The following is a 16,552-nucleotide window of genomic DNA, read 5'->3' as shown; positions in this document are numbered from 1 at the left end:
AAAGTATTTCAAAAATGTTAAGAACGTGACAATCACCACCTTATGATTCATAGTTTAAAATAACTAAAATGCCAGACAAAAGAAATTACATTTGATTTTTTTCAATTCCAATATTTGAACAAGGACGTGCACAATGGATGAAACGACGCGTAATGACTGGGACCCGAGAGATGAATCGGTCTTGCAAAATCAACGATCAGCCTATGATAAAATGCGGGAGAAATGTCCAGTAGCACATAGCGATTTTATGGGCTGGTCACTATTTCACCATCAAGATATTACAACTGTTTTATCCGATCCAGAAATCTTTAGTAATCAATCTCAATTTTTAGCGATTCCTAACGGAATGGATCCTCCTATTCACGAAAAATACCGCAAAGCCTTAGCTCCCAACTTTAGCAAAAAACAAATGGCAAGCCTTGAGCCCCAAACCCGCAAAATTGCCAGAGATATTATTGATTCTATACCTTTTGATGAAAAAACAGAACTCATGCGCTCTTTTGTTACCCCGTTTGCATTCCAAGTCTTGTGTGCTTTTCTGGGTTGGCCCGAGCAGCAATGGGAATTTTTAAGCGGCTGGGCGGATGAGAATCAACAAGCTGCTTTTAATAGAGATCAAACTGCTGGCAAAGCACTGGCCACACTCTTTTCAGAACGCGTCAAGGCTAATTTAGATAAACACCGAGCTTCATTAGAGTTTGAAAATAACGCAACCGATGCGCTACTTAAGACCGAGGTGGATGGTGCGAAATTAGATGATGAACAAATCGTAAGTATCTTACGCAACTGGACAGCCGGGCACGGTACCGTTGCTGCTGGATTAAGTATTCTACTATTCCATATTGCTAAAGATTTCAGTCTGCAAGATAGACTTAAAAACGATCATAAGCTTATTCCTCAGGCAATCGAAGAAATTTTGCGCGCAGATGGCCCGCTTGTCGCCAATCGTCGTGTTACAACACGTGAAGTTAAAATCGCTGAAAGAACCATTCCACAAGGTGAGAACCTGTCGTTGATGTGGATTGCAGCTAATCGCGACCCACGTGTCTTCGATGAGTCAAACACCATTAAGCTTGAACGGGACACGAAACATAGTTTAGTTTGGGGACAAGGGATTCATCTTTGCTTAGGAGCACCTCTTGCCAGATTAGAGATGCGCGTGGTACTCGAGGAATTGCTATCGCAGAAAAAATATTTTGCGCTGGCTGGCGAAAATCAACAACGCGCAAACTACCCCGGTAACGGTTTTTCTGCACTTTTTCTGAGTGATGAGCATTGTTTTACTTAATTAATATAGAAAACACAGGATGGTTATTTATGGAACTGTTTGAAGCAATAAAACGAAGACGGGCGGTACGTCAATTTTCTGATAAACCTCTGAATAAGGAAACCATTGAAAAAATACTGCAAGCCGGTCAATACGCACCCAGCCCTTTAAATTCACAACCCTGGCATTTTACGCTGATTCGCAACAAAGACACCCTGAAAACATTATCTAAGAAAGCACAGCATGCTTCATTTCTCTCTCAAGCCCAGCTGTTAATTATCGTGACTGTTGATACAGGCGTTGATATTGATAAGTGGTTAAAGAAGCATAATCAGCAGTTATACAGCGGTGCAGCTGCCATGCAGAATATGTGGCTGGCGGCGGTCGCCCTTGATATTGGTTGCTGCTGGGTTACCTTGGATGAGGCTTCTACCAAAGAGCAAATAGAAATCCCTAAAGAACATACCATTATTGGTGCATTGGCTTTAGGACACCATACAGAACCACTCAAAGCACATGCCGAAGAAGATAGAAAAGCCTTGCCCTTATTCACTTCGTTTGAAAAATTTAATCTCCAGGAAAACTGCGAAACAGAAAGCTGTTATACCTGCCTTAAACTGGTTCCAAAATCAGCCGCTAATTCGTTTGAAGGGGAAGATTATGTCCGGTATTTTTGCGGCAATGAGTGCTATGCTGAATGGAAAAAACAAACCCAAAAATGGCTTGATGAAGATAAAAATGGCTGATGATGGCTTTGATGCTGCTATGTAATAATTGAAAATAAAATATTTTTTGATTAATTGCATATACACTGTGATTTTAATCTGGCTTTAAATAATAAAGCTTAACCCGAAAAAGAGTGAGTTTTCAGTTACCGGCTCCCCCATTCTTCGCCTGATATTTTTTAAAGTACTGTGATATTTGGTATATTCATATTCCATAAAAGCAGCAATTCCAGACGTAAGCCTATAGTTTGGACGAATCACATATTGCGTCTCATTAAGGCCACTGCCAATTTCATCGGCTGCCACAGTTTTAGTCGCAGCAATCGCTCGAATATGAGTACCTAGAAATAAATTATTGGTCAACTGGGTATTACGTCCAAATTCAATATCCGCTTTCACACTGCCTTTATGGTAATAAAATCTGGAATTATTAGTGATAAAATAATACATTAAGCCTTCAAAACCGATGCCAGGCTGCCAGTAAGGGGTTTGTGAAGGACGATAAAAATAATTTGCCCCACCTTTTACCATCCAAAACTGGCTGACTTGACGCCAATAAAAAACATCGATATCGGCATTGGAGATCGTGCCTTTTTCCATTTCAGCATCATTAATGAAGAGCTGTAATTTGTTAAAATCAGGACCATATAATCCATAATAAGTCAGTGTCTGTCGATTATCGGAAAAATCACCGCCAAATTCTATAAAGGATGCCGCAAAAAACTTATTGGGCGTGTGAACTGGATGCTCCACCATGGGCAAAGGAATAGGACGGACTTCATCCACCCGAACAATGGGCCGATTATAATACGGTGTTTGTTTGACAATATTTTTTGGTTTTTCCTTGCCTTTGGCAATTTCGATAATGGAAGTATATTGAAATGTTCTGGCAAGACCTGAAGCCATATGGTTTAGCATATGGCAATGGAAAAACCACTGACCACTGGCATCTGTATCCAAATCGGCAGTCACCTCACTCCCTGGCGGGATATCAATGGTATGTAATAGCGGATCATGGCTTTTATGCCCATTTCTGAGGATAAGCCAATGTCCGTGTAAATGCATCGGATGATGCATCATAGAGTTATTGATAAAGACCAGACGATATCGTTTTGCAGGCAGTAGTTTGATTGGTTTTGCATTATATTCAGGAACACCATTTATAAACCATATGAAACGATCCATAAAGCCAAACAGTTTGAGTTCAATGGTTTTATAAATCGGCTTGCCAGGATCATTGGTGGCATATTGATCTTTTAAATTTTGATATTTTGTACCAACGGTAACGGATTTTTTGTGTGTGCTATCATGTTTTTTCTGTTTGTTGGAAGAAACATGGGAAGCAGCAATGATGTTTATAATGGGTTGATGGTGAAGTTTGCTTTGCATTCCCATATTCTTCATGGGTTTTAAACCCCGTGCTTTTTCGTTTTTCATTTTATCGCGGGTGACAGGCTTAGGTTCAGGAAAAGGTTTTACTCTTTCATAAGGTATAGGTTGGTTGGGGCGTGTAATTAAAGCGCCCAATGCTTTCCCGACTTTATCAAAAGATTCTGCATAAATGATGTAGGGTTTATCTTGTTCAATTTTTACGAGTACATCATAGGTTTCTCCCGGCCCAATAAAAAATTCCTTTATGGGGTAGGGGACGACATCATTTCCTTGGACATGCACCATCTGCATGAAACTTCCTGGTATTTTCACATTAAAAAAAGTATTGGCGGGTGCGCCAATAAAACGTAATCTAATCACATCCCCAACCTTAACCTGACGTGTCCAGGGGCGCGAGGTTGGATGACCATTCATTAAAAAAGTATCGTAAGCCACATCGCTTAAATCAAAAATACCCATGCGCATCATCTGCATCATTTTATAATCCATCCATAATTTTTTACGCTCTTCTTTGGATGCTTTGCTGTAGCTTTTTATAAAATTTAAAAGTGATGGTTGCAAAGGAAAGCTTGGCGCATAATACTCCCCTGTTTTTTTCAGATTGGCCTGGATATGATCGGCTCTGGTATTTTTCCAGTCCGATAAAACCACTTCAAAGTCTTTATTGTATGAAAAAGGCGGCGGAGACTTCGGCTCGATGATATAAGCGCCATAAAGCCCTTCTTGCTCCTGGAGACCTGCATGAGAATGATACCAATAGGTTCCGGATTGACGTAGGGTATAGTGATAACGAAAAGTACCCCCTGGAGGAATTCCTCTTTGCGTGATATTCATGACTCCATCCATTTGCCACGGCAGAATAATGCCATGCCAATGGATAGCGGCTTCTTTATCTAAATGATTATGAACATTGATTGTTACCGTATCACCTTCTTTAAACCGCAGAGTTGGCGCTGGAATCTGATGATTAACGGTAATCGCTCTGGCAGGATAGCCTGTAAAATTAACGGTATCGTAAGAAACAGTTAAATCAACGATATGATGCTTTGCCCACACATTTGCAGCACAAATGAATAAAAACAATGAGATAAATCCTTTTTTCATTTAATAATAATCCTGACCTTTTAAAGCTGCTTTGAAGGTTTTTATGCTATTTTTATAACAAAAAATACAAAAATATCCCTATAACCAGCCATAATATTGCTATTAGAGCTATAAAAAATAAACTTCTTTCTGTCCAGCCATTAATACTAAGTTGAATTTTATTGCCAGCTAAAATCCAAATTAAAAATGCAATGGACATTAAAATAAATAGACTATTGAGAAACAAAGTATAATCCACGGCAAAAAATGCTCGATCCATGACTTGTTTAGTTTGTCCGACTTGCGGCAACAAATCAAATAAAGTAAAACTATAGTGTAAAATTAAAGATGCAATTACCAGTACAGCCATGAAAACACCCAAAATATATAAGGCCATTTTCCAGCCATAATATTTAGCTTGAATGCGTAAAACTGGAAAAACGACCAAGTCACTGAATATAAAGGCCATGATTCCTGCATAACTGACGCCATTGCTAAATAATACCGCTGCTAAAGGTATATTTCCCATGGAACCTATAAATGTAAAAAAGGCTGCTACAGGACCAATAAGTGTCTGTAAAAGTATTTGCCAAAAGACAGGATTTGTCGTCGAAGATCCAACAAAAAGAGTTTCAAAAAATATCTTCGGAACAAATACGGCAATCATTCCAGCAACCGTGAATCCAATAGTGACGTCTTTCCACACCATTTTCCATTCCATAAGGTATTGTTTGGCAACACGATACCAGGCTTCTTTACTTGCTAGCAGAGTTTTCCAGTTTTGTGGATTTTCTTCCAAATCGACTTCTTTTAATTCACGTGCATGCTTACGAGCTTGTTTTTCTCGTTCTTTGCTGAGCGTTAATTTAACCAATATCCATGTTAATAAAATCAATAAAATTCCACCAAGGTATTCGCCGACCACAAATTGCCAACTTAAAAAAACGAAAATAACAATGCCTAACTCAATCACTAAATTGGTTGATGCCAGCAAAAAAGCCAAAGAGGGAATTAATCCTGCTCCTTTAGTAAAAATAGCACGGGTGGTGGCGAGGGCTGCAAAAGAACATGAGCTTGATATAAATCCAAAAAACGTACCTAAAGCGACACTTTTAAGACCTGTTTTACCCATCGCTTTTTGCATACGTTTACGGGTGACGAACACTTGTATCATACTGCTAATTAAATAACCAAAAGCAAAAGCCCAGAAAGCCATCCAGAATAATCCAATACTGGTTTGAGCAGATTTAGCCCAAAGCGTTAGAAAATAGCTCATGAGACAATTCCTTTTATCACCAGCAGATTATGCCAAATAAAAATGTAATAGCCCACCAACCAGATAAGCAAGAATTGCTGACGCCGTTCCGAGCATAAATGTTTGTAACCCGGAATAATACCAGGGCTTAATGGACCAAAGGGATTTTATCGATCCAATGATAAAAAAAGTCATTCCTGTTCCTAAACAAGACCAGAAAAAAGGATTTTCTATTTGAAGAACATAAGGCATTAAGGGAATTAAACCAAACAGAAGAAAGGAAAAAAACGTATAAACTCCTGCTTTTATCGGATTTCGAGGTGTTTGGGGTAGCCCATACTCTTCCTGCAGCATGGTTTTAATCCATAATTTTTTATCGGACGTAATTTCATTAACTACTAAATCCAGGGTTTTTGCCGATAACCCTTTCTGTTTAAATATTTCTCTGATTTCTGCTTTTTCTCCTTCTGGCACTAAATCCATGTGTTTTTCTTCAATAGACATATATTTTTCATATTGTTCTTCTTCTGATTTTGTTCCCAGATAATTGCTAACGGCCATTGAAAAACCATCTGCAAGCAGGTTAGCAAACCCAAGTATTATTATCACAAGTGCAGATAAGTGGCCGCCTACAACACCAGACACAATGGCAAATGTGGTAACTGCTCCATCTATGCCCCCATATATCCAATCCCTAAGATAATTTTGCTTATAAGGGGAGGAAATGCGCTCTTTTATCTCTTTTTTACTGTGGCCATGCTCTATCTGATTATTCATTATATTTGGTTCTTCCTGGAATTATTAATTCCATGCTTGACTCTCTGAAATGTAATTGTAAACCACTCATCCTCTATGCAAAACTGTAATTCTTGCCCTATTATTGAAATAAAAATTATTAGAGAGATAAATCATGGATTATACCGTTTTTACCCCTTATAAAGGCTTACTAGGCGGTTTTTTAATTGGCCTGAGCGCTGTTTTGCTTATGTTAATACATGGAAGAATAGCTGGAATGAGCAGTATGGTTCATGGCTTGTGCCCACCTGGTAAAAAAATAGAGTTTTGGCGTGCCGCTTTTATCCTCGGTCTAATAACAGGGGGCTTGTCCTATTATTTATTTCCCGCCATACAATTTCCATTACGGGTGAATTTTCCAATTTTAATATTAATTTTAGGCGGCTTTTGCGTGGGCTTTGGTACACGTATGGGGCATGGCTGCACAGCTGGCCATGGAGTTTGTGGGGTGGCCCGTTTATCCTTACGCTCAGTTATTGCCACAATTACCTTTTTTATATCTGCTGTTATCACAACATTGATTATGCGCCATTTGATAGGAGTATACTGATATGTATATTTTATCGGCTTTTTTAATTGGTATTCTATTTGGAACGGGATTGAGTATTTCCAATATGACTAATCCCTATAAGATTTTAAATTTTTTAGATTTTTTTGGATCATGGGATCCAACTTTACTTGTAGTGATGGTGTCCGCCGTACTGACAACTTTTATTGGATACAAAATTGTTTTTCGGGCAAAAAAGCCTAAACTGGCTGAAACTTTTTACATTCCAGAAAAAACCAAAATAAGCAAACAACTCATTTTTGGCAGCATCATCTTTGGCATAGGCTGGGGCGCAACAGGTTACTGTCCAGGACCATCTATTACTGCACTATCCACATTTAATATGGATCCTCTTTATTTTGTCATTGGAATGTTGTTAGGATCTTTCAGTTATTGGCTGATAGTTAAGTGTATAAAAAAGTAAATTTACCTCGCTTCATCGCCTTATGGGATTTTAATTTATTCAATTGGACATCCGATTGCTTTACAAGCAGCCATTGAGCCGAAGCAGATTTCCACTTGTTTAAAATTCCTTTGCTTTAATAAAGAAGCAGCAATCGTAGCTCTGCGGCCGCTGCCGCAAAATGTTGTAATAACTGAATCTTGGGGCAACTCTTTTATATGTTCTGGTAAATCACTAAGGTAGATATGTTTTGCGCCAGGTAAATGCCCTTCGTTCCATTCATTGTCCGCGCGCACATCAAGAAGTATAAATTGCTTATTTTTCTCGAGACGTTTTTTAATTTCCTGTGCATGCACAACAGGGAAATGCCAATATTCTTTGCCTGTTATTTCCCAGGCATGGATACCAGGTAACCAGCCTTTTATTCGTGTATAACCCAAACGAACGAGCTGAATGACTGCTGATTCCATATCTTCTTCGTTTTCAGAAATTAAAATGATATCCTTTTCATAATCCAAAAACCACCCGGAAAATTTAGAGATCATATCATGCGGGATTGCTATGCTATTCGGTATTGAAACACCGGCATACCCTTCAGGTGGCCGAACATCAACAAGTTGCGCCGACTTATTTTTTACCACTTCTTCAACATTTAACCGACGCGGGTGAGGAACAGAATTTAATATTTCAGGACCCCGTAGATTCCTTTTTTCCATTTCCTCAAAATAAGGTGGATGTTCAAATTGTCTGCTGCATTGATCTTTTATAAATTCTTCTTTGCTCAGTTTTTGTAAAGATTTATTATAACTTTTTTCATAGCCTATTGTAGAAAAATCATGTGTTCCCATCCCTTCTCCACATACTGATCCAGCACCATGAGCAGGGTAGATTAAAACATGATCGCCAAGCGGCAAAAGCTTTTGGTAAATACTATCATAAAGAAATCCAGCAGCTTCTTTACGAGACTTCCATAAATCAGTACGGCCTACGGCTCCGACGAATAATACATCCCCTGTAAATACAGCAAAGGGTGAATCACTAGAGGTCGTATTGTAAAGAACTAGAGAAATGCTTTCAGGTGTATGTCCCGGTGTTTCTAAGACTTTAATTAGAATATTTGAAAATTGAAATTCATCATTTTCCTTAACAGAGTTACCATATTTAAAATCCAACTGGTTGCCATGATAAATTTTTGCGTTGGTTTGCTCGGCCAGCGAGCGTGAGCCAATAACATAATCTTCATTTCGATGTGTTTCAAAAATATGTGTTATTCTTACCTTTTTCCTAAGCGCCAGATCAAGGTAATCTCCTACATCCTGATGAGGATCGATTACGATTGCTTTGTCTTCATCACCAATTATATAAGATAGATGTGCAAGTCCTTCATCATAAAATTGCTCGATAAACATGGTTAAACTCCTTTTTATCTTCATTATATGATTATAGTGTTTTTATTTCACTTCATCTGGAATTTATGTGAAAAAGTAAGGCAAAAATGAATAAACTATCTTTCCCGCTTTTTAGCTAATTCATAATAACGTCAGAAATAGTCAGGTTCATAAAAAGAGACAGATTTCTTCTCTAAGAAGGGATAAAATGCCAGCTACATCTTCGCAAAAAAAGCTGTGGGCGAGCATATGACGAATCATGCTTCGGCCTACCGCCCTGAACACTGAGAAGATTACGACCATGTCTATATAATGCTTTAATAAAAAACTGATAATGGCAATGACCAATAAAACATAGATGAAGATATTATGGAAATGTTTAAACCAACATTTCCAAATACTTTCCGCCATATTGCTTAATGCGTTCTTGTGACTCTGTGTTTGAGAGTCCAGAAAGTGCCATTTCAGGCATAATGAGAACTTTATCTATGTCTTTTATCGTCCCAGATCTATGGTTTCTTAATTCATCAGCGTAATCACATCTTGTTTATTTTTTAGTGGTGAAGTAGGGTAACGTGGGAAGGTTAGCCGAAAATCCTAGGTTACAATGCTTCCATGTCTATTTTGGAATTTTAAGTAAATCATGAATTTCTTTAACCAAACCATCTACTGTTTCTTCTATAGACCGCCTAAGCGTTTTGCTTAATTTAAAGTCTTTGGAAACGTTTTCTATTTCAATGCCGTATAAAATAATTTGCTTAGGCAATTCATTCAATGCCTTACCAATCTCAATTGCATCAATTATACCTATACCATGGGTTGATAAGCCATTGGTAAAACTGATGATTTCCTCATTTTTCAGATAATGTAATGTTCCTGCTGGTGCACCTGTCATCACTGCATCAATTAGAAAAACTTTATCCGCAGAACGCATTAATTCTAATATACGAGTTCCCGGGCGATCGCATGCAGTGATTAACAATTGGCCCGAATCCGGACCGATTTGTTGTTTAAGAAGATTAACCACATGCCATCCAACCTGATCATCACCAAACGGTGAGCCAATGCCCAACACCCGAATATCATTCATGTCGCTTCACACGCAAATTTAAAAAATGAGTAGAGCAGGATATGCAAGGATCATAGTTTCGAATGATTTGTTCACTATAAGCTTGCAAATCATCGTCTGTTTTGTTTAAGCCATATTGTTCTAATGAAGTTCGAAGATCTTGTTCGATACGGGCTTGATTTTGACTGGTTGGAGGAACAATCCGGGCGGATTGTACAAGCCCATTCTCCGTCATGTCATAACAATGCCAAAGCATACCTCGAGGGGCTTCTGTGCAGCCATATCCTCTGCCGGCACGTGTTGTAATTTCGGCATGTGGGGCTTTCGGATAAACATATTTTTGTAGCAAATGCTGAGCTTCCAGCACGCAGTAATAGATTTCAACTGCACGGGCGATGATGCTGTGATTCATGTTTTGAGTTGGGAAGGAAATTCTAGATTTTTTCAACACGCCTTTGATCACTTCAGGTAAATGATGATAATTGTTATTAACGCGAGCTAATGGCCCAACCAAATACGGCTTTCCTTGGAGGAGGCAATGGAGGGCATTAGAATAAGGCACTTGATTTTCTTTAAAGTAATCATCAAATTGATCGATACTTATTTCGAGACCTTGATCTGAGACAATTTTTCCTTCATTTATAGGATATTCATCAGGATGTCGTAAGGATACACTGGTAAATGGATGAGAGTTGTCTATTTTTGGTAGGGTTGCTGTCCACTGGATTAATCGTTCACAGTCTCCTATTCTATCTGGTACAAGTGCTAACAATTCATTTATTTGCGCCTGAGTGGGAGCTTTATAAAAACCGCCAATACATGCACCCACAGGATGTACAGAACGACCACCAAACAATGATATCAGTGCGTTACCAAAGGATTGCAATCGTAAACCGCGCCGCACCTCTTCAGGATAAACTTTTGCCATTTCTGGGGCGGAATGAAACCCCAAAAAATCCGGTGCAGCCAAAAAGTGAACATGTAAGCTATGACTTTCTAACCATTCACCGCAATAAAACAAGCGCCGCATGTCACGCACCCAGCTACCTGGCTTGACCCCAAAGCAATGCTCAATGGCGTGGGCGGCGCTCATTTGATAAGCCACTGGACAAATCCCACAAATACGTGCGACTATGTCCAGCACTTCCTTATAACTCCGTCCTTCCAGGAATTTTTCAAACAGTCGCGGTGGTTCATAAATCTGCAATTGCAGCTTTTGAATTGCATCATTTACGATTTCGATTTCAAGCGCACCCTCTCCTTCGACTCTTGCCAATATGGGCACATGAATGCTTTTCTTATTCTTTGACAATTTTAATCCCTTTAAAATAACTTGCCGCTTGATTAAAAGCTGGCGCCTGATTATTAATGTGTAAAAATTGTTTGGCGATTGCTTTTTTGTCCAAGCCAATTTTTTGTTTAAACCATCCACCTAAAGAATCCGTATTCGGGTTTTCCGAAGGGCCATAGCAGGCATAACAGGCGCGGTTCGCACCAGGACAAAGCACGCCACATCCTGTTTGAGTCACAGGCCCCATGCAGGGCTCTTTTTTTGCCACCAAAACACAGACGTAGTTTTTTCGTTTGCACTCCATGCACACTGAGTCTCTTCTAATGCGTGGACTTGCGGAAAACAATAATGAACGTATTGCATCCATCACTTGCCCGGTATTAACCGGGCATCCCCATAATTCCCAATCTACTTTAACATGATGCGAAATGGCCGTTGAAGTCTCCAGACTCTTGATCGTATTCGGTGTCGCATAAATACTGGACATCCATTGGTGATAATTTGCAGCATTTCGTAAAGCTTGAATACCGCCTGCAGTTGCACAAGCACCAATCGTAATTAAGTATTTGGTTTTTTTGCGAACGGTTTGAATGCGTTCAACTTCATCAGGTGTAGATATACTGCCTTCCACAAAGGTTATATCCACCGGCGTATCCATATCAACTTGACCGGCTTCAACAAAATGGATGATTTCCATCATTTCAGACAGGGTTAATAAAGCTTCCCCAGCATTTAAAAAAGCCAGCTGGCAGCCATCACATGAGGTAAATTTATGTACAGCCAAGCGTGGTTTCGCCATGGCTAAAATCCTTTTATGTTAAACAGTGCTTTCACTTCTGGATAGGAAAACACCGGTCCATCTTTACAAATGAACAAGCCTCCATATTGGCAGTGGCCACAATGTCCAATGGCGCATTCCATATTTCGCTCCATGCTAAGATATATATCATCTTCTGAAATCAACTTATTGCGCAAGACTTCGACCGCCGCACCCATCATCATTTCAGGTCCACACATCATAACTATGGTCTTTTTTGGGTTTAAGATCAAAGTGTCGATGAGTTCAGTGACATAGCCTTTGTGCCAGGTCCAATTTGGCCTGGCTTGATCAGCGGCGATATGCACTTCGGTGTCATATGCTTCCTGCCATTTTTTATATTGCTTACGATAAATAAAATCTTCACTGTGCTTAACCCCTTGCAGGATTTTCAAGCTGCCGAAATATTTTCGTCTTGCTAAAATATATCGAACTAAGGAGACCGTGGGCGCACAACCTAAGCCCCCTGTGATAATGAGTACATTTTGGCCCTTAGCTCTATCTACGGGCCAACCGCGACCATATGGGCCACGAATGCCTATCGTATCGTTTTTTTTTAACGCATTCATTGCCTTGGTTACCCGCCCCACAGTACGAATGGTATGACTTAAAAAATGATCTTCCGCGGGATCAGAAGAGATAGAGATTGGCACTTCACCCACGCCATAAAGGTAAAGCATATTGAATTGGCCTGGAGAAAATTGAAAAGGTTTAGATGAATCAACAAATTGTGTATTCAGGGTAAATATGGTTGGGGATTCTTGCTTGCGTTCTATAATTTGAGCTGTACGGGGTAAGTAGGAGTCCTTCATTTTTGTTGTCTCGTCATGAGTTTATTTATAATATCATGTTGTTGTGAAAAATTAGTTCTGTGACGAATAGTGCCTACTTAAGATGCGTAAAAAACTTAAAAAATCACCTTTGGGCATCGCCGACCTATACTTTTAATCATCCTTGACCTTTTTAATATTTGACTCACCAGAAATTGCGGCCAATTCTTCAGTGATGTCGATACCTACCGGGCACCAGGTTACACAACGACCGCAACCTACACAGCCGCTAACGTCAAACTGATCGAACCAACTCCCTACTTTATGGGTTAACCATTGTCGGTATCGCTTACGTGTATCCTCTCGAATCGGCTCACCACCCAAATAACTGTGGCCTTCACTAAAGCAAGAGTCCCATTCTCGTTGGTGTTCACTGCCACTGCCATCAAGGCTTGGCTTTTCTACTTCACTGTGGCAAAAACAGGTCGGGCAAACAAGAGTACAATTGCCACAAGACAAACAACGCTCAGCCACATCATCCCAACGCGGGTGATTTAAATTTGAAAACAGCAAATCACGTAGTCCTTTTTTATTATCCAGAGGAATGCGTTTGGTTTGCATGCTGGCCGCTTGTTTGGGCTGGTCGGCAGCTTGTTCTTGTTGCAGTGGCGAGGCTTTGGATAAAATGAGTTTTAATAAAATGTTTTGGCCCCGCTCACTTCCGCTTTTTACTGTAAATCCTTTATCAATTTCGGTCAGCAGTAAATCATAAGAACTTTGCACTTCAGGACCAGTACCAGCGGAGACGCAAAAGCAACTGGAAGAAGCATAGCTACAATTCACGGCCACCACAAATAATTGTTCACGACGGTAACGATAGCGAGGGTCTTGGTGAGGACCTTCTACAAATACCTTATCTTGGATGGACATAGCCATCAGATCACAGGAACGTCCTCCGATATAAGCGATAGGCTGTTCTTCTGCTTGCTCAGGCTTAAATTCAAGCTTTCCAACATCGTTTCGAATGACACGCCAAATTGTTTCTCGTGCTTTGAACAGATGTGGCTTGATTCCCTGTGGACCGTTGGCCCAGGCGAAGGCTTTTTTCTCTGCGGTAGTTTTGAGCGTGTATTCACCGGGCTGTTGACTGTCTCGCACTCCCCAGGGCAATTGCTTTGCTTCGGTAAGGTCGTCATAAACAATTGCACCGTCTCGTACTTGCGGACCAATGCAGCGATAGCCTGATTGTTGCAAAACTTCTAGCAGAAACTGGAAGTTTTCGTGTGGAAGGAATTGCGCGTCCATATCTTTTCTCTTCTCATATTGTATATCAGCAAATTCTTGGAAGTTGCTCTCCAGTGAGCCAATCTATGATTCTTTTGCCGCCAAATTTTGTTTGTAATTGAACAAAATGACGTGAGTCCTCAACCACTTCCCCAATAATTGCAGCGTGTTTTCCCAGAGGATGTTGGTGCATGGCTTCTAAAAGTTTCTTTGCATCATCCGGCGCACAAATGGCTAACAATTTGCCTTCATTAGCCACATACAGAGGATCCAGTCCTAACAGCTCACAAGCACTAACTACTTCCGTGCGCACCGGTATTTTTGCTTCATGAACGAGAAAGCCGACTTGTGACTGTCTAGCAAACTCATTCAATGTGGTAGCAACTCCGCCTCGTGTTGGATCACGCAAGCAATGAATGTTTGGTACTGTTTTGATCATATTAGAAACCAAATCATGTAATGATGCTGTGTCTGACTGTATTGACGTTGAAAATTGTAAATTATTGCGTAATGACATAATTGCTACGCCATGATCGCCAACATAACCGCTTACAATGACTTGATCACCTGGCGTGGCCTGGTTACCGGAAATGTTGACACCTTCTGGCACCACGCCAACGCCGGTAGTGGTAATAAATACGCCATCTCCTTTACCACGTTCCACAACTTTGGTATCGCCGGTAATGATGGCTACTCCCGATTCCTTTGCCGCAAGAGCCATGGATGTAACAATGATTTTTAAATCAGTCAAAGGCAAGCCCTCTTCTAAAATGAAACTGGCTGATAAATAAAGCGGTTTTGCTCCCGACATAACGATATCATTGATGGTACCATGTACAGACAATGCTCCAATATCCCCGCCCGGGAAAAACAAGGGGGAGATGACATGAGCATCTGTTGCCATCACCATTCGCCCTGCATTGACAGAAAAACAAGCCTGATCATTTTTCTGCGCTAACCATTCATTATCAAATGCCTCTAGAAACAGTTGATCGATTAATTGTGCCATGGCACGGCCACCACTGCCGTGGCTTAAATTAACTCGGCCTTTTTTTATATTCAGTTTAGGTCCTGTTGATTTTCTTCGCTTGATTGAATGCTCTAAAACTGTCTCACTCATACCACATCCCCTCTACCATAAGCATAAACTGCGGCGCAGGCTCCCTCTGAAGAAACCATGCAGGAACCCAATGGATTTTCCGGAGTACATATCTTGGCAAACAATTTGCAATCCCGCGGCTTTTTTACCCCTCGCAGAATGTCACCACAATCACATTGCTTATGTTCTGTACCATGGCTTTCAGGAGGCTGAAAGCGCTTTTCCGCATCAAAAAAAGCAAAAGCTGATTTGATTTCCAGTGCACTTTGAGGGATATGACCTAATCCACGCCATTCAAAGCTTGAGCGCAGCTGTAGGACTTCATCCATCATGGCTTGGGTGGTTAAGTTTCCTGTTGACGTTACTGCTCTTGTATATTGAATTTCCACTTCACAGCGATTTTGATTGATTTGTTCAACAAGCATAAGAATGGAGTGCAGCACATCCAAAGGCTCAAATCCTGAAATCACTATCGGTTTTTGATATTTTTGGCACACTGCTTCATAAGCCTGACTGCCAATGACAATGCTGACATGGGCAGGGCCGACGAACCCATCCAAATTCACAGCGGCGTCTTCTTCACGTTGCGCTTGCAACAAACATTCCATGGCCACGGGAGTAAGGACATGATTACAAAACACGGTGAAGTTGGAGAGGTTTAAATGCCTGGCTTGTAAAATGGCAAATGCGGTTGGTGGTGTAGTGGTTTCAAAACCAATTGCGAAAAAAATAACTTCTTTTTCAGGATTTTGTTGAGCTATTTTCAAGGCATCATCGACCGAATAAATCATTCTCACATCAGCGCCGTCTGCTTTTGCCTGCAATAAGCTTTTTTGGCCGGATCCTGGCACACGTAACATATCGCCATAGCTGCAGAGTATGACATTTGGTTGAGACGCCAACCAGATTGCTTTATCTACACGTCCAATAGGTAAGACACAAACAGGACATCCTGGACCATGGATCATTTCTATATTATTTGGCAATAGACTGGGTATATCATAGCGGTGGATGGTATGAGTATGTCCTCCGCAAAATTCCATCAGATTATAGTGTCGTGAAGGGAAGGCCTTATCTGCAATTTCCTTAGCCAGCGTTTGTGCATAATCGGCATTACGAAATTCTTCAATATATCTCATACAGCACGTCCTGTTGCTTGCATTTGAGCAAATAATTCCAACGTTTTTTTGGCTTCTTGTTCATTTAGTTTTGTGAGAGCATAACCTACATGGAGAATGACATAATCACCTTCGCTGACATCTTCAACAAGTGAAAGGGCAATTTCTTTTTCTACTCCGCCGATGTTAGCAATTGCGCGTTGGTTTGGAAGCAGTTTTGTGATTTGTGCTGGTATGGCCAAACACATT

17 protein-coding genes are annotated in these 16,552 nt (G+C 40.4%); 4 read left to right on the top strand and 13 right to left on the bottom strand.

What is annotated here, in order from left to right; translation table 11 throughout:
- Positions 1 to 133 precede the first annotated feature (133 nt).
- Both E4T55_RS10975 and E4T55_RS10970 read left to right on the top strand, forming a co-directional pair.
- Positions 134 to 1,288 carry a cytochrome P450 gene (locus tag E4T55_RS10975; protein ID WP_115325350.1) on the top strand — a complete coding sequence of 385 codons (1,155 nt, stop codon included), beginning with the start codon at positions 134 to 136 and terminating at the stop codon, positions 1,286 to 1,288.
- A gap of 29 nt (positions 1,289 to 1,317) precedes the next feature.
- Positions 1,318 to 2,013: a DUF3330 domain-containing protein gene (locus E4T55_RS10970; RefSeq protein ID WP_115325349.1), complete on the top strand. Its 696-nt coding sequence runs from the start codon at positions 1,318 to 1,320 to the stop codon at positions 2,011 to 2,013.
- 84 nt (positions 2,014 to 2,097) lie between these two features.
- On the opposite strand, the gene E4T55_RS10965 is transcribed toward E4T55_RS10970, so the two are convergent.
- Genes E4T55_RS10965 through E4T55_RS10955 form a run of 3 tightly spaced genes read right to left on the bottom strand, consistent with a single transcriptional unit; the run spans position 2,098 to position 6,499 of the window.
- Entirely contained in the window at positions 2,098 to 4,488 is a 2,391-nt protein-coding gene (locus tag E4T55_RS10965; protein ID WP_058502984.1) for a multicopper oxidase domain-containing protein, read from the bottom strand.
- A 52-nt stretch (positions 4,489 to 4,540) separates the two neighbouring features.
- Positions 4,541 to 5,743, bottom strand: coding sequence for a permease (locus tag E4T55_RS10960; RefSeq protein ID WP_058502985.1), 1,203 nt, complete (start codon positions 5,741 to 5,743; stop codon positions 4,541 to 4,543).
- Positions 5,744 to 5,770: 27 nt separating this feature from the next.
- Complete coding sequence (locus E4T55_RS10955) at positions 5,771 to 6,499, bottom strand: VIT1/CCC1 transporter family protein (RefSeq protein ID WP_058502986.1); 729 nt, start codon at positions 6,497 to 6,499, stop codon at positions 5,771 to 5,773.
- A gap of 133 nt (positions 6,500 to 6,632) precedes the next feature.
- Between E4T55_RS10955 and E4T55_RS10950 the strand changes: the two genes are divergently transcribed.
- Together E4T55_RS10950 and E4T55_RS10945 are read left to right on the top strand one after the other, a co-directional pair.
- Positions 6,633 to 7,067, top strand: coding sequence for a YeeE/YedE family protein (locus E4T55_RS10950; protein ID WP_058502987.1), 435 nt, complete (start codon positions 6,633 to 6,635; stop codon positions 7,065 to 7,067).
- A gap of 1 nt (position 7,068) precedes the next feature.
- On the top strand, positions 7,069 to 7,488 hold the full coding sequence (locus E4T55_RS10945) for a DUF6691 family protein (RefSeq protein WP_058502988.1): 420 nt from the start codon (positions 7,069 to 7,071) through the stop codon (positions 7,486 to 7,488).
- A gap of 35 nt (positions 7,489 to 7,523) precedes the next feature.
- On the opposite strand, the gene E4T55_RS10940 is transcribed toward E4T55_RS10945, so the two are convergent.
- The 10 genes from E4T55_RS10940 to E4T55_RS10895 form a co-directional block, all read right to left on the bottom strand.
- A complete protein-coding gene (locus E4T55_RS10940) occupies positions 7,524 to 8,876 on the bottom strand; it encodes an MBL fold metallo-hydrolase (RefSeq protein ID WP_058502989.1) in 1,353 nt (450 codons plus the stop codon).
- A gap of 147 nt (positions 8,877 to 9,023) precedes the next feature.
- Positions 9,024 to 9,266 carry a cation-transporting P-type ATPase gene (locus tag E4T55_RS15645; RefSeq protein ID WP_058502990.1) on the bottom strand — a complete coding sequence of 81 codons (243 nt, stop codon included), beginning with the start codon at positions 9,264 to 9,266 and terminating at the stop codon, positions 9,024 to 9,026.
- Positions 9,267 to 9,474: 208 nt separating this feature from the next.
- Positions 9,475 to 9,945, bottom strand: coding sequence for a hydrogenase maturation protease (locus E4T55_RS10930; protein WP_058502991.1), 471 nt, complete (start codon positions 9,943 to 9,945; stop codon positions 9,475 to 9,477).
- Positions 9,938 to 11,236, bottom strand: coding sequence for a Ni/Fe hydrogenase subunit alpha (locus E4T55_RS10925; RefSeq protein ID WP_058502992.1), 1,299 nt, complete (start codon positions 11,234 to 11,236; stop codon positions 9,938 to 9,940). The genes E4T55_RS10930 and E4T55_RS10925 overlap by 8 nt, the downstream gene beginning before the upstream one ends.
- Entirely contained in the window at positions 11,223 to 12,014 is a 792-nt protein-coding gene (locus E4T55_RS10920; RefSeq protein ID WP_058502993.1) for an NADH-quinone oxidoreductase subunit B family protein, read from the bottom strand. Before E4T55_RS10920 ends, E4T55_RS10925 begins: the two co-directional genes overlap by 14 nt.
- Before the next feature lie 2 nt (positions 12,015 to 12,016).
- Entirely contained in the window at positions 12,017 to 12,844 is an 828-nt protein-coding gene (locus E4T55_RS10915) for an FAD/NAD(P)-binding protein (RefSeq protein WP_058502994.1), read from the bottom strand.
- A gap of 132 nt (positions 12,845 to 12,976) precedes the next feature.
- The gene (locus tag E4T55_RS10910; protein WP_058502995.1) at positions 12,977 to 14,107 is read right to left on the bottom strand and encodes a 4Fe-4S dicluster domain-containing protein; all 1,131 of its coding nucleotides are present in this window, start codon (positions 14,105 to 14,107) and stop codon (positions 12,977 to 12,979) included.
- A gap of 25 nt (positions 14,108 to 14,132) precedes the next feature.
- Positions 14,133 to 15,206 (bottom strand): hydrogenase expression/formation protein HypE, encoded by a 1,074-nt coding sequence (gene hypE, locus E4T55_RS10905; protein WP_058502996.1) that lies wholly within the window; start codon positions 15,204 to 15,206, stop codon positions 14,133 to 14,135.
- Positions 15,203 to 16,324, bottom strand: coding sequence for a hydrogenase formation protein HypD (gene hypD, locus E4T55_RS10900; RefSeq protein ID WP_058502997.1), 1,122 nt, complete (start codon positions 16,322 to 16,324; stop codon positions 15,203 to 15,205). Before hypD ends, hypE begins: the two co-directional genes overlap by 4 nt.
- Positions 16,321 to 16,551, bottom strand: coding sequence for a HypC/HybG/HupF family hydrogenase formation chaperone (locus tag E4T55_RS10895; protein WP_058502998.1), 231 nt, complete (start codon positions 16,549 to 16,551; stop codon positions 16,321 to 16,323). The genes hypD and E4T55_RS10895 overlap by 4 nt, the downstream gene beginning before the upstream one ends.
- Between the last annotated feature and the right edge of the window lies 1 nt (position 16,552).

It is taken from the genome of Legionella israelensis (assembly GCF_004571175.1).
GTDB lineage: Bacteria > Pseudomonadota > Gammaproteobacteria > Legionellales > Legionellaceae > Legionella_D > Legionella_D israelensis.
The sequence above is the reverse complement of the archived record's forward strand: the minus strand, read 5'-3'. Positions and strand labels throughout refer to the sequence as shown.